This is a genomic window from Amycolatopsis sp. NPDC000009, assembly GCF_055563465.1.
The window spans coordinates 201874-223599 of sequence record NZ_JBVHDI010000007.1 but is presented as its reverse complement, the minus strand read 5'-3'; the positions used below and the strand labels follow the sequence as shown (position 1 = coordinate 223599).

Here is a 21726-nt window from a genome sequence, read left to right as displayed (position 1 = left end):
GTGAGTGGTAAGGACTGTTCTAACCGTCCTTACCACTCACGAGACCCAGCGCCTCGTCCTGCGCCGCCATCACCTCGTCGCCGTGCCTGAACGCCCACTCCCCGAAGGCTTCGATCGGCCCCAGCAGCGTGGTGCCGAGGTCCGTCAGCGAGTACTCGACCTTCGCCGTCCGGCCACAGTCGCGCCTGCTGACGAGCCCGTTGAACTCCAGCCGCCGGACGGTCTCCGTGAGCACCTTCGTGCTGATCCCGCCGAGCCGTCGCCGCAGTTCGGCCGGGCGCAGCGGTCCTTCGCGCAGCGCCCACAACACGACCGGGTTCCACGTGTTCGCCATCAGGTCGAAGGCCAGCCGGGCACGGCAATCGGCGAGGAAGACGTCGTTCATCGCACCTCCGGTAACCAATCGGTACCCGCACGGCTTTCTACGGTCATGGGGTAACTAGATCTTAGGGAGCAGCACATGCGTATCGGTATCTTCGGCGCGGGCGGGATGGCGGAAGCGCTCGGCGGCCAGTGGGCCGAGGCCGGGCACGAGGTGATGGTCGCCGCCCGCGACCGGGTCAAGGCCGCCACGATCTCCCCGCGGGTGGGGACCTGGGAGGAGACCGCCCGCGCCAGTGACGTGATCCTGCTCGCCATTCCCGCCGCTTCGGTACCGGAAGTCCTTGCCGCGGCGGGGAATCTCACCGGGAAGGTCCTGATCGACTGCACCAACGCGGTCGGGCCCGGTGCCGAACTCACCGTCCCCGACCAGGCCGCGCGGATCGCCGCCGCCGCACCGGAAGCGCACGTGGTGAAGGCGTTCAACCTGTGCCACGTGGACGTCTGGCGGATGACTCCGCCGGTGTTCGGCGGCCGTCCGCTGGCGGTGCCGATCTGCGGCGACAGGGTCGGCGAAGTGAGCGAGCTGGTCCGCGCCATCGGGTGCGTTCCGCTCGTCGCGGGTGGTCTCGACCGGGCCGCGCTCATGGAGGCGACGATGGCGTTCGTGGTCGGGCTCTGGTTCGACGGCCACGACGCCCAGGCCTGTTTCCCACCCCTTCCGGTGTGATTTCAGGGTCGTCCCCGATGCGCCGCGCGAGGCGGTCACGCGAGCCTGTCCGGCATGGGGACGAAGACCTGGCGGCGACTGACCGTGTGGTTGCACGTCGTCACTTCGGTGGGCTGGATGGGGCAGGCCCTGGCGCTGTTCACCCTCCTGGTGATCAGCCGGACGAGCGAGGACGGCGCGATCCGCGTCGCGGCGACGTCGATGGCGCACGAAATCGACACCCTCCTGCTGGCGCCCCTTGCCAACGCTTCGGCCTTCACCGGGTTCATGCTCGCCGCGGGGACGGCATGGGGGTTCACCCGGCACTGGTGGGTGCTGGCGAAGTTCGCGATCACGCTGGTCCAGCTCTACGCCGGGATCTTCCTGCTGTCGGGGGCTTTGCGGGACTCCGTGGGCAGTGAACCACCGCCGGTGGCGCTGGTCGGCGGGACCGCGCTGATGGCGAGCGCGCTCGCGTTCCAGGCGTGGCTTTCGGTGGCGAAGCCGTGGGGCAAGGTCCGCTCGGGCGCGAAGCTGCCGACCGCGCCGACGTGGGTGTTCGTCGCCGCGGTCCTCGCGCCGCTCACCGACATCGCGGTGGGCCTGCTTCTGGGCTATCCCATGCCCGCGCTGTCGCTGGTGGTGCTGATAGGGCAGCTGGTGCGGCGCCGCTTGGGGCTCGTGAGTGGCAAGGACGGTTAGAACCGTCCTTGCCACTCACGAGGCGTCAGAGCTGGTCCACCGCCGTGATCCGGATGACCGCCGAACCCGCCTCGTCCGAAGCCGCCAGGTCGACCTCGGCGCTGATGCCCCAGTCGTGGTCGCCCGCCGGATCGTCGAAGATCTGCCGCACCCGCCAGATCTCCGCCTCCTGCTCGATGATCAGCAGCTTCGGCCCGCGCGCGTCCGGCCCGATGCCGAGCGTTTCGTGCTCGTCGAAGTAGTCCTCGATGGCGTCTTCCCACGCGTCCGCGTCCCAGCCCGACGCGGCGTCCAGCTCGCCGAGCGTGTCGTAGGCACGCCGCGACGCCAGCTCCACTCGCCGGAACAGCTCGTTCCGCACCAGCACGCGGAACGCCCGCTCGTTCCGCGTGACCGCGGGCGGCTCGGACGGCGGCCTCGTCGAAACCGGGCCTTCCTCTTCGGGATGCCGCAAGGCTTCCCACTCGTCCAGGAGGCTGGAGTCGACCTGGCGCACGAGTTCGCCGAGCCATTCGATGAGGTCCTGCAACCCCTCGTTCTTGGCCTCGTCCGGAACCGTGTGCCGCAGCGAATCGTAGGTGTCGGTGAGGTACCGCAGCACCAGCCCTTCCGAGCGGGCCAGCTGGTAGAAACCGATGTACTCCACGAAGTTCATCGCGCGCTCGTACATGTCGCGCACGACGGACTTCGGCTTGAGCTCGTAGTCCTCGACCCACGGATGCCCTTGCCGGTAGCGGGAATACGCCGCCTCCAGCAGTTCCTCCAGCGGCTTCGGGTACGTGACGTTCTCGAGCAGCTCCATCCGCTCGTCGTACTCGATGCCCTCGGCCTTCATCGCCTGCACGGCCTCGCCACGCGCCTTGAACTGCTGCTGCGACAGCACCGGACGCGGATTGTCCACAGTGGATTCCACAATGGACACGACGTCGAGCGGATAGGACGGCGACTCGACGTCGAGGAGCTCGATCGCCGCCAGCGCGAACGGCGAAAGCGGCTGGTTCAGCGCGAAGTCGAACTGCAGGTCCACCGTGAGCCGGACGATGCGGCCCTGCTCGTCGGGCTCGTCGAGCCGTTCCACGACGCCCGCCGCGAGCAGCGCGCGGTAGATCGCGATCGCGCGCAGGATCAGTTTCCGCTGGGCGGGACGGTCGGAATGGTTGTCCTCCAGCAGATGCCGCATCGAGTCGAACGCGTTGCCCGGCCGGGAGATCACGTTCAGCAGCATCGAGTGGCTGACGTGGAAACTCGACGTCAGCGGCTCCGGCTCGGCCGCGATCAGCCGGTCGAAGGTGCTCTCCGTCCAGTTGACGAACCCTTCTGGCGCCTTCTTGCGGACGATCTTCTTTTTCTTCTTGGGGTCGTCGCCCGCCTTCTCCAGCGCCTTGGCGTTTTCGACGACGTGGTCCGGCGCCTGCACGACGACGTAGCCGTCGGTGTCGTACCCGGCGCGGCCCGCGCGGCCGGCGATCTGATGGAACTCACGCGCCTTGAGATGCCGCTGCCGCACACCGTCGTACTTCGTCAGCGCGGAGAAGACCACTGTGCGGATTGGTACGTTGATGCCGACGCCGAGCGTGTCGGTCCCGCAGATCACCTTCAGCAGCCCGGCCTGCGCGAGCTGCTCGACCAGGCGCCGGTACTTCGGCAGCATGCCGGCGTGGTGCACGCCGATCCCGTGCCGGACCAGCCTCGACAGCGTCTTCCCGAACCCGGCCGAGAAGCGGAAGTCGCCGAGCATCTCGGCGATGGCCTCCTTCTCCGCCTTCGAGGTGACGTTGATGCTCATCAGCGTCTGCGCGCGCTCGATCGCGGCGGCCTGCGAGAAGTGCACGACGTAGACCGGCGACTGCCCGCCGTGGAGCAGCTCGGACATCGTCTCGTGCAACGGCGTCAGCGCGTAGCGGAAGGTGAGCGGCACCGGCCGCTGCGCCGAGGTGACCACCGCGGTCGGACGGCCGGTCCGGCGGGTGAGATCTTTTTCGAAGAACGAGACGTCGCCCAGCGTCGCCGACATCAGCACGAACTGCGCGCCTCCCAGCTCCAGCAGCGGCACCTGCCAGGCCCAGCCGCGATCCGGCTCCGAGTAGAAGTGGAACTCGTCCGCGACGACCTGGCCGACCGGCGCGTCGGCACCGAACCGCAACGCCATGTTCGCCAGGATTTCCGCCGTGCAGCAGATGATCGGCGCGTCGGCGTTCACCGCCGAGTCGCCGGTCATCATGCCGACGTTCTCCGGGCCGAAGATCTCGATCAGCTGGAAGAACTTCTCCGAGACGAGCGCCTTGATCGGGGCCGTGTAGTAGCTGCGGCGGCCGTGCGCGAGCGCGGTGAAGTGCGCCCCGACGGCGACCAGGCTCTTTCCCGAGCCCGTGGGCGTCGACAGGATCACGTTCGCCCCGGAGACCACCTCGATGATGGCCTCTTCCTGCGCGGGGTACAGCTCCAACCCGCGCTCGGCCGTCCAGGTGGAGAAGGCTTCGAACAGCGAGTCGGGGTCGGGATCCGCAGGCAGGAGGTCTGTAAGTGTCATCAGAGGACCTATCGTGCCATCCGTTGGTCGCTTCTTGCCCAGGGGTGATCGCGCCCTCCGCCGGAAACCCGTAGGCTTCGCGGTACCGCGCACCTTCCGGGCACCATCACCCGGCCGCGCACACAGGCGGTAATCCGAGAGGGCTATAGGAATGGCACAGGACATCATCCCGATCGAACTCGGCCTGCCACAGGGTGACGTCGTCACTCTCTGGGCGCCGCGCTGGCGGGAAGACGGCGAGGAATGGGAAGCCTTCCTCGGCGACGAGGAGGACCTGTACGCCTTCCCGGACGCCGCGCATCTCGCCGCCTTCGTGCGGACCTCCGAGCAGCACGACCTGCTCGACCACCCCGCGTGGGAGGTCGTCCCCGCGCTGAACGTGCCCGAGCTCATCCCGGACGACGACCACACCTACGACCTGGTGGGCGTCCCCGAGCTGGTCGCCGAGAAGCCGGACCAGTGGACGCTCGGCGAGCTGGCCGAGATCATCGGCATCGTGCGTTCGCTCGCGGACGTGTGCGAGCTGGACGAGGTCCACGAAGTCCTCGACGCGCACGAGAGCTTCTCGCTGCTGGATCAGGGCACACTGCCCTTCTCCGGCCGTGACGGCGAGCGCCTCTGGGCGGACCTGTCGCAGGCGGTCTCCGAGAAGTGGGACACCGTGCTCGACGCGATCGACAGTCTCGTGACCGTCCCCGACGTCGACGAGAAGGTGCTGGAGCAGACCGCGGAGGAGCTCGCGACCTTCCTCGCGGAGTCCGCCGAGGCCGAAGCGGCCGCCGTCGACGAGGATCTCGTGGACGACGAGGACGACGACGAAGACGACGAGCCCGTCGGCTTCTGGGGCGAGGTCGGCATCGACCCGATCAAGATCATCACCTCGGGCGCCGAGTACTACACGCTGCGCTGCTACCTCGACGACAAGCCGATCTTCCTCGGCAGCGAAGGCGAGATCGACGTCTTCACCTCCGAGAAGGCCCTGATCCGCGCGATCGCGGACGGGAAGGACCTGGCGGACAACGACCTCGCCCAAGTGTCCACTTGGGACGAGGTGACCACGAAGGCCACCGCGGGCGAGCTCGAAATCGACGTCGACGCCGAGAACACGTACGTGCTCAACGGTATCGCCGACGACATCGCCGAAGGTCCCGAGGCGATCGACCCGATCCAGCTGGAGCTGGCCGTCGAGCTGATCACCGACGCCGCCGAGTGGGCCGACGACGACAGCGTCGAAACCGCGCTGGCCGCCAACGAAAGCCTCGGCTGGCTGGTGTCGTTCGTGCTGCGGCCGGACCCGTCGCGCCTCGAGCCGAGCGCTCCGTTCGACGCCGAGCAGTCGGAGTGGCGCAAGCTCGTCGAGACCTTCGAGAACCGGCTCACGGTCATCTGATCCACCCCGTGAAAGGGCCCCTCAGGTTCGTCCTGAGGGGCTCTTTTCGTGCCGGACGGGCACCACTGCCACAGCGAGCATCGGGAAGACCGCGGCTACGCAGAACGCCAGCGCGTACCGCGAATCACCGATCACCAAGCCCAGCATCGGCGGGGTCAGCGCCGCGGCGATGTTCTGGCCGGTGTTCTGCGTGCCCATCGCCCGTCCCGCCCACGCGAGCCCGGCCATCTCCGCCGACGCGGTGAACCCGAGCCCGTTGTCGGACACGGTGATCACCGCGGCCAGGACGAGCGCGAGCATCACCAGCCACGGCCACGTCGCGTCGCCGAGCGCGACCAGCAGCATCACCGCGGCGCTCGCGATCGCCAGCTGCCGCATCGGCCGCAGCCTGCTGCCCGCGCGGTCGGACCAGTAACCCGACGCGATCCTGCCCAGCGCGCCGAGGATCTGGACGGCGCCGACGAACCAGCCCGCGGACGCCGCCGTCCAGCCGTGCACGGTCACCAGGTAGACGGGGGTGAACGCGGAGATCGCGAACTGCGGGACGACGAGCAGCGCGCTCGCGCCGTGGACCCGCCACAGCGCGGGCTTCCGGTACGGCGACGGCGGTTTCTCCGTCTTGCCCGCTTCGGCTTCCGGACGCGGCGGATCGACCAGGAGCCAGGCGACCAGGAGTGCGACACCGATCGCGGTCAGCGCGGGCAGCATGAGCGAGACCTGGAAACCCCAGCGGTCCGCGAGCGGCGGGAGCCCGAAGGCCGCGACGCCCACCCCGAGCGGCTGGGCCATCTGGCGGATGCCCATCGCGAGGCCGCGTTCGGCCGGGCCGAACCAGCCGAGGACGGCCCGGCCGCTCGCGGCGTTCACTGACGCGGTGCTCGCGCCGGCGAGCAGGAACACCCCAAAGAGGGTCACGAGCGAGTGGTCACCGATGGCCGCGTACACGAGGAGTAACCCCGAGACGCCGAGCCCGATGGCCATTACCAAACGCTCTCCGTAACGGTCCGCCGCCGCACCCCACAAGATCAAGGTGAACAACAGGCCAAGGCTCGGCGCCGCGACCACGGTCCCCGCCTCGGCGAGCGAGAGCCCCTCCGCGCGCTGCATCGACGGCACCAGGAACGGGATCCCGTAAAGGAACGAACAGCTCGCGGTCTGCGCGGCGAGACCGAGCGCGAGGATGAGCCAGCGCCGTTTGCCGCCGATCCTCACGTCCACGACCTGCGCCATCATCGCCACCATTTCACTATATGGGAATCAACTCCTACATAGTGAACAATAGTTGGCTATGCTAACGAACGCAAGGACGCATACCCCCGGCTTGATGACCGTGTTGATGATGTCGAGCCGCTGGTCGAAATCGAGGAAGGCGGATTTCATCGCATTGATCGTGAACCACTCGAGATCGGCCACCCCGTAGCCGAACGCGTCGCTCAGGGCCGCGAATTCGCTGGTCATCGAGCAGCCGCTCATCAGCCGGTTGTCGGTGTTGACGGTGACCCGGAACCGCAGCCTGGCGAGCAGGCCGAAGGGATGTTCGCCGATCGAACGCGCCGCTCCCGTCTGGACATTGGACGTGGGGCAGATCTCGAGGGGGATCCGCCGGTCGCGGACGTAGGCGGCCAACCGTCCCAAATGGACCGTGCCGTCGCTGTCGGTCTTGATGTCGTCGACGATGCGCACGCCGTGGCCGAGCCGCTCGGCGCCACAATGCTGAATCGCCTCCCAAATGGACGCGAGCCCGAACGCCTCGCCGGCATGAATGGTGAAATGCGCATTATTCGTCCGCAGGAACTCGAATGCGTCGAGATTTCTGGTAGGCGGAAATCCGTCTTCCGGTCCGGCGATGTCGAACCCGACCACACCGGCGTCGCGGTAGCGGACGGCGAGACCGGCGATCTCGAGCGCCCTGGCGTGCTGGCGCATCGCGCAGAGCAACGTCCCGACGCGGATCCGGCCGCCGTCGGCCGCCACTCTCCGTTCACCTTCGGCGAAGCCGGCCTGAATCGCCTCGACCACCGCATCGAGTGACAGTCCGCGTTCGACGAAGAGTTCGGGGGCGTAGCGCACCTCGGCGTAGACGACGCCGTCGGCCGCGAGGTCTTCCACCGCCTCGGCGGCCACTCTGACCAGCGCTTCCTCGGTCTGCATGACGCCGCACGTATGCGCGAACGTCTCAAGGTACGAGACGAGGGAGCCGGAATCGGCCGCATCGCGGAACCATCGGCCGAGTTCGACGGGATCGCTGGTCGGCAGGGCCCGATACCCGGTCTGCTCGGCGAGTTCGGCGACCGTGGCGGGCCGCAATCCGCCGTCCAGGTGGTCGTGGAGGAGAACCTTGGGAGCGCGGGCCAGTACCGCCTCCGGGATGCTGGGTCTGCTGCTTTCAGAGGACATACGTAACGGTAACCAGGCTGTCATTCCCCTACATGGCTGTAAGTCTCATGCTTGACTTAACCCTCGGCTTTGTGGATCACCGGCTGAATCGGCCATCAGGGCAGAGCTCGGCATTGTCCGATAGCCGGGGGCCATACGCAGAGCAATTTCGCAATGGATAAGCTTCACGTCACGTCCCTCCCATTTCCCCGCCCACGAAGGACACCGCAGTGACCACTGACAACCACATTGCCGCCCCGTCCTTCGACCGGATGCGCAACATGCTGGTGCGCGCGGCCGAAGTGCGTGAGAGCGAACAGCAGCAGATCTTCGACGCGCTCGACGACATCTACGCACGTCTGGCCCCCGTCGACTCGCTCGGCGCGGTGCGCAAGCGGCTCTCCGAGATGCCCGACCGCACCGAGACCAGCGTGCTCGCCGAGCGTCTCGACGAGACCATGTCGCGGCTCGAAGCGCAGGACACCGCGATCGCCGCGCTGACCCGCGCCGTCGAAAGCATCGTCGACAAGCTGGCCAAGCCGTTCGCTCAGCTCGACGGCCGCCTCGACGGCATGGCCGCGCGCCTGGAAGGCGTCGGGGGCCGGATGGACGGGCTCGAGGACAAGCTCCAGAACATCCACCGCCGTCTCGACGAGCTCGGCGCGCACCTCGACAAGCAGGACGTGAAGACCGACGCGCTGCCGCAGTCGGTGATCGGCCCGGTGCGCGAGCGCGTCGAGCAGGCCGAGTCCACCCTGCGGGACCGCGTCGACACCGTCGACCGCGAGCTGCGCACCCGCGTCGAGAACCTCGACAAGGCGACCAAGGAAAGCCTCACCGCGAACACCGAGGCGCTGAAGACCGCGCTGACCGAGACCGGCGAGATGATCGACGCCTCGGAGCGCCTCGACGGCCTCGGCGACCGCCTCGAGAAGGTCACCTCGCGGCTCGACGACCTGGCGGAGCGGCTCGACAAGGTCGAGGACGGCTTCACCGGGCGCCTCGGCGACCTCGACGGCTCGATCCGCTCCGGCCTGTCGAAGGTCGAGAGCACGCTGCAGAAGCAGCCGGACACCGACTCGGTCGACTCGCTGGTGCGCAAGAGCAACGACGAGTCCGTCCGCCGTATCGGCGGTCAGCTGGACGAGGCCATGGCGACCTTCGCGGAGCTGATGCTCGGCGGCGGCCCGGCCGTGCAGCAGATCTCCCCGCCGCCGCCCGCCCCGCGTCAGCCGCGCCGCAGCTCGCGCAACGGCCGGGCGCCCAAGGCGGCCGACGCCAAGGCGAAGGCCGACGGCGGCGACGAGTCCACGGACTGACGCTCTCTCCCCGCGTTTCGTCCTCTGAGTGCTGAAGTGCGTACTGCGAACTACCGCACTCAGAGGACGAAACGCGGCGGATGCGGGTGACGCTCTCTTAGCGCGTGAAGGCCCCCTTCCCTCGGCTGAGCCGAGGGAAGGGGGCCTTCACGCTGTTCCGGCCCGGTTGCCCGCGCCGACCTGCGTTTCGCGGGCTAAACGCGATCCGCCTGGCCTGCGCCGGGAGCTGGCATCGCGGACCTCCCGCCCCGGATCGCGTTTAGCCCGCTAAATGCAGGTCGGGACGCCAGCGGCCCCCAGCCGAACCCCGAAGTACATGAAGGCCCCCTTCCTTGCGCCTAGAGCAAGGAAGGGGGCCTTCATGTACTTCGCGACCTCCGGATCGCGTTTAGCCCGCGAAACGCAGGTCAGGGCCGCACGGTCTCCAGGACGAGCGGAGCGGAGGCCGGAGCCCCAGCGGAGCTGACCGCGTAGGCGTCTTCGAGCGCAGCGAGAGCCGAGGGGACAGCGTCCGGCGTATCGGTGTGCAGCTCCAGCAGCGGCTGCCCGGCCGACACGGCATCGCCCGGCTTCGCCAGGCACAGCACGCCGGCCGCGGCCTGCACCGGGTCCTCCTTGCGCGCCCGTCCGGCCCCGAGCCGCCAAGCGGCGACCCCGACCGCATAAGCGTCCAAACGCGACAAAATCCCATCGGCGGGCGCCGGAACCACGTGCACATGGCGAGGCCGCGGCAAAGCAGCCTCCGGATCCCCGCCCTGAGCGGCGATCATCCGGCACCAGGTCTCGTAAGCCCGACCAGAAGCCAGCACCGCCGCCGGGTCCACATCGGACAATCCGGCCAGCGCCAGCATCTCCCGCGCCAAGGCCACGGTCAGCTCGACGACGTCGGCCGGGCCGCCGCCGCGCAGCACCTCGACCGACTCCGCGACCTCGATCGCGTTCCCGACGGCGTTTCCCAGCGGCACGTTCATGTCCGTGATCAGCGCCGTCGTCGCGACGCCGTGCGCGGTCCCGATCTCCACCAGCGTCCGCGCGAGTTCCCTGGCCTGCGGAAGCGTCTTCATGAACGCGCCCGAACCCGTCTTCACGTCGAGCACCAGCCCGGCCGAACCCTCGGCGATCTTCTTGCTCATGATCGAGCTCGCGATCAGCGGGATCGACTCCACCGTCGAAGTCACGTCCCGCAGCGCGTACAGCTTCTTGTCCGCGGGAGCCAGCCCGGACGTCGCCGCGCAGACCACCGCGCCGACCTCGTCGAGCTGCCGGATGATCTCCGACGTCGACAAAGAGGCACGCCAGCCGGGGATCGACTCCAGTTTGTCCAGCGTCCCGCCGGTGTGCCCGAGCCCGCGCCCGGACAGCTGCGGCACGGCCGCGCCACAAGCCGCGACGAGCGGCGCCAGCGGAAGCGTGATCTTGTCGCCGACGCCGCCGGTCGAATGCTTGTCGATCGTCGGGCGGCTGACCTTCAGGTCCAGCCGCTCCCCCGACGAGATCATCGCGCCGGTCCAGCGCGCGATCTCGCCGGAGTCCATCCCCCGCAGGAAGATGGCCATCGCGAGTGCGGCCATCTGTTCCTCGGCGATGTCGCCGCGCGTGTACGCGTCGATCGTCCAGTCGATCTGTTCATCGGTGAGCCGTCCACCGTCCCGCTTCGCGCGGATGACGTCGACGGCGGCGAACGCGCTCACGGCAGATCGTCCGGCCCGAAAGCGTCCGGCAGCACCGAAGACATCGGCAGGATGCCGCTCGGGGTGTCCACCAGGCACTCCGCGCCACCGTGCTCGAACAGGATCTGACGGCAGCGCCCGCACGGCATCAGCAGGTCACCGGCGCCGCTGCGGCACGCGACGGCGACGAGTTTGCCGCCGCCGGTCAGCCGCAGCTGCCCCGCCATCGTGCATTCGGCGCACATCCCCAAGCCGTACGAAGCGTTCTCGACGTTGCAGCCGACGACGATCCGGCCGTCGTCCACCACAGCGGCGACGCCCACGTGCAGACCCGAGTACGGCGCGTACGCCGACTTCGCCGCCTCGACGGCTTGAGCCCGCAAGGCTTCCCAGTCGTACTCAGCCATGTCAGTCCTCACCTCGCCGATAGGTGGCGCCGATCGCCTTGGGCGGCCGCAGCCGCTGCGAAGCCACCGCCAGCACGATCAGCGTCACGAAGTGCGCGGTGTACGGGATGAGGTCGCTGGGCAGGTCGTCGTTGGTCCAGTAGATCGCGTACAGCGCGCCGGCGCCGACGACACCGAGCGCGGAAGCGATCCACTGACGGCGGAACAACTGCACCGCCACGATCACGGCCAGCAGGATCACCGCGCCGTACAGCAGCGCGAGCACCGCGGTGCCGCCACCGGCGAGCTGGAGGCCGTCCGCGTACCCGAACAGCGCCGCGCCGCCGAGCAGGCCACCCGGCCGCCAGTTGCCGAAGATCATCGCCGCGAGGCCGATGTACCCGCGGTTGTTGGTCTGGTTCTCCAGGTAGTCCGCACCGCCGGCGAGCAGCACGAGCGACGCGCCACCCATTCCGGCGAGCCCGCCGGAGATGATCATGGCGACGTACTTGTGCAGGTAGACCTTCACACCGAGGGACTCGGCCGCGACCGGGTTCTCGCCGCAGGACCGCAGCCGCAGGCCGAACCGCGTCCGCCACAGCACGAAGTAGCTGATCGGGACCAGCGCGATCGCGATCATCGTCAGCGGCGCGACCTCGGTGACCAGGCCGTTGAGGATGCCGGCCAGGTCGGAGATGAAGACGCGCTGCATCTTCTCCAGATCCGAGAGCCAGTCCGAGAGGAACGTCGCCGAATAGGTGTCGAACTTCGGCACCGGCGGCGACTGGCGCGGGTTCCCCGAAAGCGGGGTGAACACCAGGTTCGCCAGGTACTTCGCGACCCCGAGACCGAGCAGGTTGATCGCCACACCGGAGACGATGTGGTTGACGTTGAAGGTCACCGTCGCGACGGCGTGCAGCAGCCCGCCGAGCGCGCCGAACACGACCGCCGCGATCAGCCCGGCCCAGACACCGCCGTGGTACGCGCCCCAGGCGGCACCCCAGGTGCCGAGGATCATCATGCCTTCGAGGCCGATGTTGATCACGCCCGCGCGTTCGGCCCAGAGACCGCCGAGCGCGCACAGCAGGATCGGCAGCGCCAGCCGCAGCGCGGTATGCGCGGTGTTGGTCGAGGTGAGCGTGTTGACGCCGGTGGCGTACGACGCGATCGCGAGCACGCCGACCGCCAGCAGCCCCCAGATGGCGCCCTTGAGCCAGCCGGGGATGCGGCGCTTCGGCGACTTCACCGGCATGGTGGTCCCGCCCGTGTTGGGCGAAAGAACATCCGTGCTCACACCGCACCTCCCTCGGAAACGCTCGAACCCTTGCGGCCGTTGCCTGCCAGCGCGCGACCGACGCGACGCTGTTCGGCGGCCAGGTCCGCGCGGCGCACGATCTCGTACGCGATGACGACCGACAGCACGATCACGCCCTGCATGATCGTGGCGATCTCTTTGGACACGTTGATCTGTTCCAGCGAAACGGCGGACCGGTCGAGGAACGCCCACAGCAGGGCGCCCAGCGCGATCCCGGCCGGGTGGTTACGCCCGAGCAGGGCGACCGCGATACCGGTGAAGCCGTACATCTGGGTCGAGGTGATGCCGTAGCTGAAGTCGCGGCCGAGTAGTTCCGGCATCGCGACCAGGCCGGCGACACCGCCGGACAGCAGCATCGCGATCAGCGTCATCTTCTTGGCGTTGACGCCACCGGCGGCGGCCGCCGTGGTCGATTCACCGGAGGCCTTCAGCTCGAAACCGAACCGGGTGCGGTTGAGCATGAACCAGTAGGCCGCGCCGATCAGCGCCGCGATGACCACGAAGCCGAACAGTTCACCGGACCCGATCGGGATTCCGGGGATCCGGCCGGTTTCGGCGATCTCGCGGGTGGCGATGTTGTTGCCGGTCTGCACGCCGAACTGGTCCGCGTTGACCAGGAACGCCACGATGCCGCCGACGATCGCGTTCAACATGATCGTCGAGATGACCTCGGAAACACCGCGAGTCACCTTCAGCACGGCGGGGATAGCCGCGTAGAGCATGCCGCTGGCCACCGCGACGATCAGGATCGCGAGCACGTGGATCACCGGCGGCAGCTGCAGCGCCCCGCCGATGATGGCGGTCACGATGGCGGCGAACCGGTATTGGCCCTCGACACCGATGTTGAAGAGGTTCATCTGGAAGCCGATGGCCACCGCGAGCCCGGACAGGTAGTAGACCGTCGCGAGGTTCACCGTGTCGACGGCCGTCGAGCCCTTGAAGAGCTGGCCGATCATCGTGCCGTAGGCCTGGAGCGGATCCGCCCCCGAGATGATCAGCGCGATGGCCGTCAGGATGACCGCGAAAACGATCGCGAGCAGAGGCGGCAGCAGCCTCGTACGCCAGGAACTCACGATGCACCTTCTTCGGAGTCTTCGGAGGCACCCGTCATCGCGGAGCCCAGTTCCTGCGGGGTCACGGTCGCGGGGTCGGCCTCGCCGACCAGCCGTCCGCGCAGCATGACCTGGATGGTGTCGGAAAGCCCGATCAGCTCGTCGAGGTCGGCCGAAACCAGCAGGACGGCCAGCCCGGCGGCGCGCGCCTGACGGATCTGTTCCCAGATCAGCGCCTGCGCGCCGACGTCGACACCGCGCGTCGGATGCGACGCGATCAGCAGCACCGGATCGCCGGAAAGCTCGCGCCCCACGATCAGCTTCTGCTGGTTACCACCCGAAAGGGCGGCCGCGGGAACGTCGATGCCCGGCGTGCGGACGTCGTACTCCTCGACGATGCGGCGGGTGTCCTCACGCGCGCTGTCGATGTCGAGCAACTGTCCTTTCGCGACCGGCCGGCGGGTCTGGTAGCCGAGGATCCGGTTGACCCACAAGGGTTGCGTGAGCAGGAGGCTGTGCCGCGTGCGGTCTTCGGCGATGTACCCGATCCCGGCCTCGCGGCGGGCGAGCGTCCCCAGTTTGTGCAGTTCGACGACCTTGCCGTCGACCTCGGTCAGTTCGATCCGGCCGCCGCCCTTGCACATGCCCATGATCGTCTCGACGAGTTCGGTCTGGCCGTTGCCCTCGACGCCGGCGATCCCGAGCACCTCGCCCGCGTGCACGGTGAACGAGATGTGGTCGAGGACGTTCCGCTCGGAACCCTCGACGCTCAGGCAGACGTCGTCCAGGCGGAGGACGGCCCGATCGGTCACCGTGGACTCACGGGTCTCCGGGCTGGGCAGCTCCGAGCCGACCATCATCTCGGCCAGCTGACGTGACGTGATCGTCTTCGGATCCGCCGTGCCGACGGTGGTGCCACGGCGGATCACGGTGACCGTGTCGGCGATCGCGCGCACCTCGTCGAGCTTGTGCGAGATGAAGATGAAGGTGAAGCCGTCCTTCTGCATGGCGCGGACGGTCTCGAACAGCGCGTCGACCTCCTGCGGCACGAGCACCGCGGTGGGCTCGTCGAGGATGATGATCCGCGCGCCGCGGTAGAGCACTTTGACGATTTCCACGCGCTGGCGGTCGGCGACGCCGAGCTCTTCCAGCAGCGCGTCCGGGCGGGCGCGCAGGCCGACGCGATCGGCGAGTTCCGCCAGCTTCGCCCTCGCCGCGCGGCCGATGCCGTGCAGGTTCTCCGCGCCGAGGAAGACGTTCTCCCCGACGGTCAGGTTGTCGGCCAGCATGAAGTGCTGGTGGACCATCCCGATCCCGGTCTTGATGGCGTCCTGCGGGTTGCGCAGTTTCACCGGTTCGCCGTTGATCGCGATGTCGCCCTCGTCCGGCTGCTGCATGCCGTAGAGGATCTTCATCAGGGTCGATTTGCCCGCGCCGTTCTCGCCGCAGACGGCGTGCACCTCGCCCTTGGTGACGGTGAGGTTGACGTCGGAGTTGGCGACGACACCGGGGAACCGCTTCGTGATCCCGGTCAGCTGCACGGCCGGTTCACCCCGGTCGGGGGCGTCGGTGACCTCGGCCTGGGGAGCGCTCATGAAAAGCCATCCAGTTCTGGGTAAACAGGTTGGGGCTCGGAAGGGTGGTCAACCCTCCCGAGCCCCGCGGTCACAATTGGCCCTCAGCGGGAAAACGTACTTCGGGCCATGGTGAAGCTTACTTCTGCGGCTTGTCCGAGACGGTGATCGCCCCGGAGACGATCTGCGCCTTGTAGCCGTCGAGGACGTCCTTGATGTCGTCGACCTTGCCACCGGAGGTGGCGTAGCCGACACCGTCGACCTTGAGGTCGAAACGCTTCGGCAGCGACGACAGGTCACCCTTCGCCAGCGCGCGCAGGTAGTCGAACACCGCCACGTCGACGCGCTTCAGCATCGAGGTGATGATGACGTCCTTCGACGCCTCGACCGTCTTCTGGTTGTACTGGTCGGAGTCGACACCGATGGCGAGCGCGTTGCCCGACTTCGCGGCCTCGAACACGCCCTTACCGGAGGCGCCGGCGGCGTGGTAAAGCACGTCCGCACCCTTGGCGATCTGGGCAGCGGCCTTCACGTTGCCCTTCGCGGGGTCCTGGAACCCGGAGAAGTCACCGGCCGGGGTGAGGTACTCGTCCTCGATGACGGCCTTGGACGAAGCGGCCTTCACACCCTGGATGAAGCCGGCCTCGAACTTCTGGATCAGCGGCGTGTTGACGCCACCGACGAAACCGACGTGGCACTTCTTCGACTTGTACGCGGCGGCGACGCCTGCCAGGAACGAGCCCTGCTCCTCGGCGAAGACGAGCGAGGTGACGTTCGGGGCCTCGACGGACTCGTCGACGATCGCGAACTGGGTGTTCGGGTACTTCGGCGCGACGGCCTTGACGGCGTTGGCGTAAGCGAAGCCGACCGCGATGACCGGGTTGAAGCCCTGCGAGGCGAGCTGGTCGAGCCGCTGCGACTTGGCGGCCTCGTCCTCGGTCGCCGCGGCGGTGCTCTCGGTGACCGTGGTGACGCCGAGCTCGGCCTTGGCCTTGTCGGTACCGGCGGCGGCGGAGTCGTTGAACGACGCGTCGCCGCGGCCGCCGACGTCGAAGGCCAGCGCGACCTTCAGCTTGCTGCCGTCGACCTTCTCACCCGACTGCGCGGAGCTGCTCGACGCGGCCGGCGCGGCCGGCGGCTTCGGCGCCGTCACGCAGCTGGCGGACTGATCCCCAGAGCCCGCGTTGTTGTTGTTCCCCGCACCCGAATCCTTCGCGCACCCGGCCAGTACGAGTGCACCGGCCATGGCGGCGGCGGCCAGCGCGGTTCCACGCATGCGACGCAACGTGTGTCTCCCTCCCCGCTGATCCAGCGGATGGTCCGAAGAAAGCGACCCGGCGACGCTGCCGGGTTCGACCGAGAGACGGTACCTAACGGCCGCTTTGCTGCCATAGGAAAGGCACGCTACGTAACACAAACGTTTACTCATGAGTCTCAAGCGCGACGAACGGAGTACGCACGGTGATCGGAATGGAGTAATCGCAGGCAGTGCGCGGCCCTCGGACCGCGTGACGCGCCGAAGATCGTCACGCACCGTTCAGGCCCTCCGGCGGGGCCGTCCACGCGTCCACAGTGGACGAACCGGTGAGTTACCGGCCCTCGTCACTCGATCGTGCGACGGTCCCGATGTCTGGTCCATCACACAGAGGAACCCGGAGGTGAGCCCACCGTGAGGTGCGGGTCTAGCATCCTTTTCATCCACGCTCGATGACCATGATCTCGGCACCGTCGCCGGAGCCGTCCCCAGGTGGACGTCCCGGCGGCAGGCGCGGAAACCAGCGGTCAGCGGGCCCAAGCCATGACGTTGGAGGCCGTTCACCGATGTCCACCACGGCTACGCCTAGCACCGCCACTGAGGCGGGTGCGAGCGCCTCCGCGGGTGCCTCACGCCGGCAAGGGACGTTCTACCGGGGAGACCCCGGTATGTGGTCCTGGGTGCTGCACCGCATCACCGGCGTGCTGACATTCTTCTTCCTCTTCGTGCACGTGCTCGACACCGCGCTCGTGCGCGTGTCGCCCGACACGTACAACGAGGTCATCGAGACCTACAAGACCCCGCTGGTCAACCTCCTCGAGGTCGGCCTCGTCGGCGCGGTGCTGTTCCACGCGCTCAACGGCATCCGGGTCATGCTGGTCGACTTCTGGGAGAAGGGACCGAAGTTCCAGAAGCCGATGCTCTGGACCATCCTGGCCATCTGGGTCGTGGTGATGATTCCCGGTGCCTTCTTCATGATGAAGCGCACCGTCGAAGTTATGTTCGGGGGGCACTGACCATGGCGACCGAAGTTCTCGCACTCGACAAGCCGCGCTCGCCGAAGCGCCCCGCTGCCCGTCGCAGCAACTTCGAGCTCTACAGCTGGCTGTTCATGCGCATCTCGGGCCTCGCCCTGATCGTGCTGGTGCTCGGCCACCTGTTCATCATGAACATCCTCGACGGTGGCGTGCACCGCATCAACTGGGGCTTCGTCGCCGGCCGCTGGGCCTCGCCGTTCTGGCAGTTCTGGGACCTGTCGATGCTCTGGCTCGCCGAGATCCACGGCGGCAACGGGCTGCGGACGATCATCGACGACTACGCCCGCAAGGACAGCACCCGGTTCTGGCTGAAGATCGTGCTCTACGTCTCGATGGTGCTGATCCTCGCCGTCGGCACGATGGTGATCTTCACCTTCGATCCCGGCATCTCGGCCAACTGACGGCCCCACCACACACGTAAGCGGAGTTCTCAATGCAGTTCCACAAGTACGACGTGGTGATCGTCGGAGCCGGTGGCGCGGGCATGCGCGCGGCCATCGAATCCGGCCAGCGTGCCCGCACCGCGGTCCTCACCAAGCTCTACCCGACGCGTTCGCACACCGGCGCCGCCCAGGGCGGCATGTGCGCCGCGCTGGCGAACGTCGAAGAGGACAACTGGGAGTGGCACACCTTCGACACGATCAAGGGCGGCGACTACCTGGTCGACCAGGACGCCGCCGAGATCATGGCGAAGGAAGCCATCGACGCGGTCCTCGACCTCGAGAAGATGGGCCTGCCGTTCAACCGGACGCCCGAAGGCAAGATCGACCAGCGCCGCTTCGGCGGGCACACCCGTGACCACGGCAAGGCCGCGGTGCGCCGCGCCTGCTACGCCGCGGACCGCACGGGTCACATGATCCTGCAGACGCTGTACCAGAACTGCGTCAAGCACGGCACCGAGTTCTTCAACGAGTTCTACGTGCTCGACCTGGTGCTGACCCCGGACGAGAACGGCAACCCGGTCGCTTCCGGCGTCGTCGCCTACGAGCTGGCGACCGGCGAACTGCACGTCTTCCAGGCGAAGTCGATCGTGTTCGCCACCGGCGGCGCGGGCAAGATCTTCAAGACGACGTCGAACGCCCACACCCTCACCGGTGACGGCCTCGGCATCATCTTCCGGAAGGGCCTGCCGCTGGAGGACATGGAGTTCTTCCAGTTCCACCCGACAGGTCTGGCCGGGCTCGGCATCCTCATCTCCGAGGCCGTGCGCGGTGAGGGCGGCATCCTCCGCAACGCCGACGGCGAGCGGTTCATGGAGCGCTACGCCCCCACCATCAAGGACCTCGCGCCGCGCGACATCGTCGCCCGGTCGATGGTGCAGGAAGTGCTGCAGGGCCGCGGTTGCGGGCCGAACAAGGACTACGTCGTCCTCGACGTCACGCACATCCCGGAAGAGACGCTGAACGCGAAGCTCCCGGACATCATGGAGTTCTCGCGGACGTACCTGGGCGTCGACCCGGTCACCGAGCCGGTGCCCGTGTTCCCGACCTGCCACTACGTGATGGGCGGCATCCCGACCAACATCCACGGCGAGGCGTTGCGGGACAACGAGAACGTCATCCCCGGCCTGTACGCCGCGGGTGAGGTGGCGTGCGTGTCCGTGCACGGCTCGAACCGGCTCGGCACCAACTCGCTGCTCGACATCAACGTGTTCGGCCGTCGCGCCGGTATCGCCGCCGCCGAGTACGCGCTGGCGCACGAGCACATCGAGCTGCCGGAGAACCCGACTCGCGTGGTGGAAGACCAGCTCGCGCTGCTGCTTTCGGAGCACGGTGACGAGCGCGTCGCCGACATCCGCACCGAGCTGCAGCGGACGATGGACTCGCACGCTTCGGTGTACCGCACGGAGGACACGCTGAAGCAGGCGCTGACCGACGTGCAGGCGCTGAAGGAGCGGTACAGCCGGATCACCGTGTCGGACAAGGGGAAGCGGTACAACACCGACGTCCTCGAGGCCGTCGAGCTGGGCTTCCTGCTCGAACTGGCCGAAGTCCTCGTCGTCGGCGCCCTGGCGCGCAAGGAATCCCGCGGCGGGCACGCGCGCGAGGACTACCCGAACCGCGACGACACGAACTTCATGCGGCACACCATGGCCTACAAGGAGGGCGAAGGCCTCACCGCCGACGTCCGCCTGGACTACAAGCCGGTGACCTTCACCCGCTACGAACCGATGGAGCGGAAGTACTGATGACCACGGCAACTCCCGAGAAGTCGGAGGCCGTGTCCTCCGACCACACGCCGATCACCGTCACGCTGAAGATCCTCCGGTTCAACCCCGAGATCGACACCGAGCCGCACTGGGAGTCCTACGACGTCCCGGCGCAGCGCACCGACCGGCTGCTGAACCTGCTCTTCTACGTGAAGGACTACATCGACGGGACGTTCTCGTTCCGGCGCTCGTGCGCGCACGGCGTCTGCGGCTCCGACGCGATGCAGATCAACGGCATCAACCGGCTGGCGTGCAAGGTCCTGATGAAGGACCTGCTGTCGCAGGACGGCAAGAAGACGACCATCACCATCGCGCCGATCAAGGGTCTGACCACGCTCAAGGACCTTTACGTCGACATGGACCCGTTCTTCGAGGCGTACAAGGCCGTGAAGCCGTACCTGATCGCCTACGGGAACGAGCCCACTCGCGAGCGGATCCAGTCGCAGGCCGACCGCGACCGGTTCGACGACACGACCAAGTGCATCCTGTGCGCCTGCTGCACGTCCTCGTGCCCGGTGTACTGGAACGACGGCTCGTACTTCGGCCCGGCCGCGATCGTCAACGCGCACCGGTTCATCTTCGACTCGCGTGACGAAGGCGCCGAAGAGCGTCTCGACATCCTGAACGACTCCGAGGGTGTCTGGCGCTGCCGGACGACGTTCAACTGCACCGACGCGTGCCCGCGTGGCATCCAGGTCACGAAGGCCATTCAGGAGGTTAAGCGCGCTTTGCTCTTCAAGCGCGTCTAACGGAGCGGTCCGTGAAGGCCTCCTTCCCTACCCTCAAGGTAGGGAAGGAGGCCTTCACGGCGTTTCGGGAGTTATCCACAAGCACCCGGTTGTCCACAGGTTTGCGAAGTGAGGCTGTCGAGGACGGCCACCGGCGGACAGGCTGGGCCACGTGGTCAAGAGGGGAAGATGGGCACAGCATCCCGAACTGCTGCTAGCGCAAAGCCGAAATGGCGTCGTCCGGGTCGCCGACCTGGAATCACTGGAGATGCCCAGTAAGACGATCTACAGTCGATGTTTGCCTGGTGGGCCTTGGCAGCGGCTCCTTCCCGGGATCGTCCTCCTGCATGATCAGAAGCCGACCTCGTCGGAACTGGTGACCGCGGCCCTTCTCTACTCGGGCGCGAAGACAATGCTCACCGGCGTCGAAGCCTGCCGACTACACGGATTGCGTCCGTCCGCGCTGCCGGACGACCCGGGGCTGCATGTGCTGATACCGCACGATCGAAAGATCCGAAGCGTCGGCTTCGTGACCACGGAGAGAACACTGCGTCTGCCCGAACCGGTGATCCGGAACGATGTACCGCTCGCGCCGCTGATCCGAGCAACGACTGACACCGTCCGTCGGCTCGTTGATCCGCTGGTGTCGGAAGAGCTGCTCATCGAGGCGATCCAGCAGGGCAGATGCCATCCCAAGGCGCTGTTAGGGGAACTGAATCACGGAACTCAGCGAGGAACAGCGGTGCCTCGAAGGCTCTTGAACGAGTGGGTGGACATCCGCTCGATGGCCGAGTCACGGGCGAAGGCGCTCAGCCGGCAACTGGAGATGCCTCCCAGTCATTGGAATGCCGAACTCTTCGACGTTTCCGGCAAATATCTGGGTCGGCCGGACGCATGGTGGGACGACGTCGGACTCGTCTGGGAGATCGACTCGTTCGACTTCCATTTCCGCCGGGCGGGTTACCAGCGGACCGTGGACCGGAACACCAGGTATGCGACCGCCGGGGTCGTCGTCGTGCAAACGTTGCCTTCGCGACTGCTGGACGATCCGGCCGGCGTGATCTCGGATCTGGAAACCGCCTGGCAGGTCGCGGCCTCTCGTCCCCGTCCTCAGGTCCGCCTCGCCGTCGCCGCCTGATGGTCCGTGAAGGCC

At 67.6% G+C, this 21726-nt stretch carries 18 protein-coding genes and 1 pseudogene; 9 read left to right on the top strand and 10 right to left on the bottom strand.

Annotated elements, in window-relative coordinates:
- Positions 1 to 19: 19 nt before the first annotated feature.
- Complete coding sequence (locus tag ACZ3HL_RS21305; RefSeq protein ID WP_465417322.1) at positions 20 to 385, bottom strand: winged helix-turn-helix transcriptional regulator; 366 nt, start codon at positions 383 to 385, stop codon at positions 20 to 22.
- A gap of 69 nt (positions 386 to 454) precedes the next feature.
- On the opposite strand from ACZ3HL_RS21305, the pseudogene ACZ3HL_RS21300 reads away from it, so the two are divergent.
- Both ACZ3HL_RS21300 and ACZ3HL_RS21295 read left to right on the top strand, forming a co-directional pair.
- Positions 455 to 1051, top strand: a pseudogene (locus ACZ3HL_RS21300) (NADPH-dependent F420 reductase); the annotation flags it as partial.
- Positions 1052 to 1105: 54 nt separating this feature from the next.
- Positions 1106 to 1732 carry a hypothetical protein gene (locus ACZ3HL_RS21295; RefSeq protein ID WP_465532999.1) on the top strand — a complete coding sequence of 209 codons (627 nt, stop codon included), beginning with the start codon at positions 1106 to 1108 and terminating at the stop codon, positions 1730 to 1732.
- A 25-nt stretch (positions 1733 to 1757) separates the two neighbouring features.
- Here the strand turns inward: ACZ3HL_RS21295 and ACZ3HL_RS21290 are convergent, their stop codons facing one another.
- Positions 1758 to 4262, bottom strand: coding sequence for a DEAD/DEAH box helicase (locus ACZ3HL_RS21290; RefSeq protein ID WP_465415057.1), 2505 nt, complete (start codon positions 4260 to 4262; stop codon positions 1758 to 1760).
- Between the two features lie 151 nt (positions 4263 to 4413).
- On the opposite strand from ACZ3HL_RS21290, the gene ACZ3HL_RS21285 reads away from it, so the two are divergent.
- A complete protein-coding gene (locus tag ACZ3HL_RS21285) occupies positions 4414 to 5652 on the top strand; it encodes a primosomal protein (RefSeq protein ID WP_465532997.1) in 1239 nt (412 codons plus the stop codon).
- Positions 5653 to 5673: 21 nt separating this feature from the next.
- Here the strand turns inward: ACZ3HL_RS21285 and ACZ3HL_RS21280 are convergent, their stop codons facing one another.
- The gene (locus ACZ3HL_RS21280) at positions 5674 to 6882 is read right to left on the bottom strand and encodes an MFS transporter (protein WP_465533168.1); all 1209 of its coding nucleotides are present in this window, start codon (positions 6880 to 6882) and stop codon (positions 5674 to 5676) included.
- 27 nt (positions 6883 to 6909) lie between these two features.
- Positions 6910 to 8049, bottom strand: coding sequence for an adenosine deaminase (locus ACZ3HL_RS21275; protein ID WP_465532995.1), 1140 nt, complete (start codon positions 8047 to 8049; stop codon positions 6910 to 6912).
- Positions 8050 to 8258: 209 nt separating this feature from the next.
- Between ACZ3HL_RS21275 and ACZ3HL_RS21270 the strand changes: the two genes are divergently transcribed.
- Positions 8259 to 9347, top strand: a complete 1089-nt coding sequence (locus tag ACZ3HL_RS21270) for a PA containing protein (RefSeq protein WP_465367547.1) — start codon at positions 8259 to 8261, stop codon at positions 9345 to 9347.
- A gap of 407 nt (positions 9348 to 9754) precedes the next feature.
- Here the strand turns inward: ACZ3HL_RS21270 and ACZ3HL_RS21265 are convergent, their stop codons facing one another.
- The 6 genes from ACZ3HL_RS21265 to ACZ3HL_RS21240 form a co-directional block, all read right to left on the bottom strand.
- Complete coding sequence (locus tag ACZ3HL_RS21265) at positions 9755 to 11038, bottom strand: thymidine phosphorylase (RefSeq protein ID WP_465532993.1); 1284 nt, start codon at positions 11036 to 11038, stop codon at positions 9755 to 9757.
- Positions 11035 to 11424, bottom strand: a complete 390-nt coding sequence (locus ACZ3HL_RS21260) for a cytidine deaminase (protein ID WP_465532991.1) — start codon at positions 11422 to 11424, stop codon at positions 11035 to 11037. The genes ACZ3HL_RS21265 and ACZ3HL_RS21260 overlap by 4 nt, the downstream gene beginning before the upstream one ends.
- A gap of 1 nt (position 11425) precedes the next feature.
- Complete coding sequence (locus ACZ3HL_RS21255) at positions 11426 to 12655, bottom strand: ABC transporter permease (protein ID WP_465415881.1); 1230 nt, start codon at positions 12653 to 12655, stop codon at positions 11426 to 11428.
- Between the two features lie 38 nt (positions 12656 to 12693).
- Positions 12694 to 13791, bottom strand: a complete 1098-nt coding sequence (locus tag ACZ3HL_RS21250) for an ABC transporter permease (RefSeq protein WP_465415067.1) — start codon at positions 13789 to 13791, stop codon at positions 12694 to 12696.
- Positions 13788 to 15365: an ABC transporter ATP-binding protein gene (locus ACZ3HL_RS21245; protein WP_465532989.1), complete on the bottom strand. Its 1578-nt coding sequence runs from the start codon at positions 15363 to 15365 to the stop codon at positions 13788 to 13790. The genes ACZ3HL_RS21250 and ACZ3HL_RS21245 overlap by 4 nt, the downstream gene beginning before the upstream one ends.
- A gap of 118 nt (positions 15366 to 15483) precedes the next feature.
- Positions 15484 to 16620, bottom strand: a complete 1137-nt coding sequence (locus ACZ3HL_RS21240; protein WP_465415071.1) for a BMP family lipoprotein — start codon at positions 16618 to 16620, stop codon at positions 15484 to 15486.
- A gap of 545 nt (positions 16621 to 17165) precedes the next feature.
- On the opposite strand from ACZ3HL_RS21240, the gene sdhC reads away from it, so the two are divergent.
- The 5 genes from sdhC to ACZ3HL_RS21215 all read left to right on the top strand — a co-directional run bounded on the left by sdhC (position 17166) and on the right by ACZ3HL_RS21215 (position 21711).
- A complete protein-coding gene (sdhC, locus tag ACZ3HL_RS21235) occupies positions 17166 to 17615 on the top strand; it encodes a succinate dehydrogenase, cytochrome b556 subunit (RefSeq protein ID WP_465415075.1) in 450 nt (149 codons plus the stop codon).
- A 2-nt stretch (positions 17616 to 17617) separates the two neighbouring features.
- Positions 17618 to 18037, top strand: coding sequence for a succinate dehydrogenase hydrophobic membrane anchor subunit (locus tag ACZ3HL_RS21230; protein WP_034304594.1), 420 nt, complete (start codon positions 17618 to 17620; stop codon positions 18035 to 18037).
- Between the two features lie 32 nt (positions 18038 to 18069).
- Entirely contained in the window at positions 18070 to 19824 is a 1755-nt protein-coding gene (sdhA, locus tag ACZ3HL_RS21225) for a succinate dehydrogenase flavoprotein subunit (RefSeq protein ID WP_395877767.1), read from the top strand.
- Positions 19824 to 20594: a succinate dehydrogenase iron-sulfur subunit gene (locus ACZ3HL_RS21220; protein ID WP_125691319.1), complete on the top strand. Its 771-nt coding sequence runs from the start codon at positions 19824 to 19826 to the stop codon at positions 20592 to 20594. The genes sdhA and ACZ3HL_RS21220 overlap by 1 nt, the downstream gene beginning before the upstream one ends.
- A 151-nt stretch (positions 20595 to 20745) precedes the next feature.
- On the top strand, positions 20746 to 21711 hold the full coding sequence (locus tag ACZ3HL_RS21215) for a hypothetical protein (protein ID WP_465532987.1): 966 nt from the start codon (positions 20746 to 20748) through the stop codon (positions 21709 to 21711).
- The last annotated feature ends 15 nt before the right edge of the window (positions 21712 to 21726 follow it).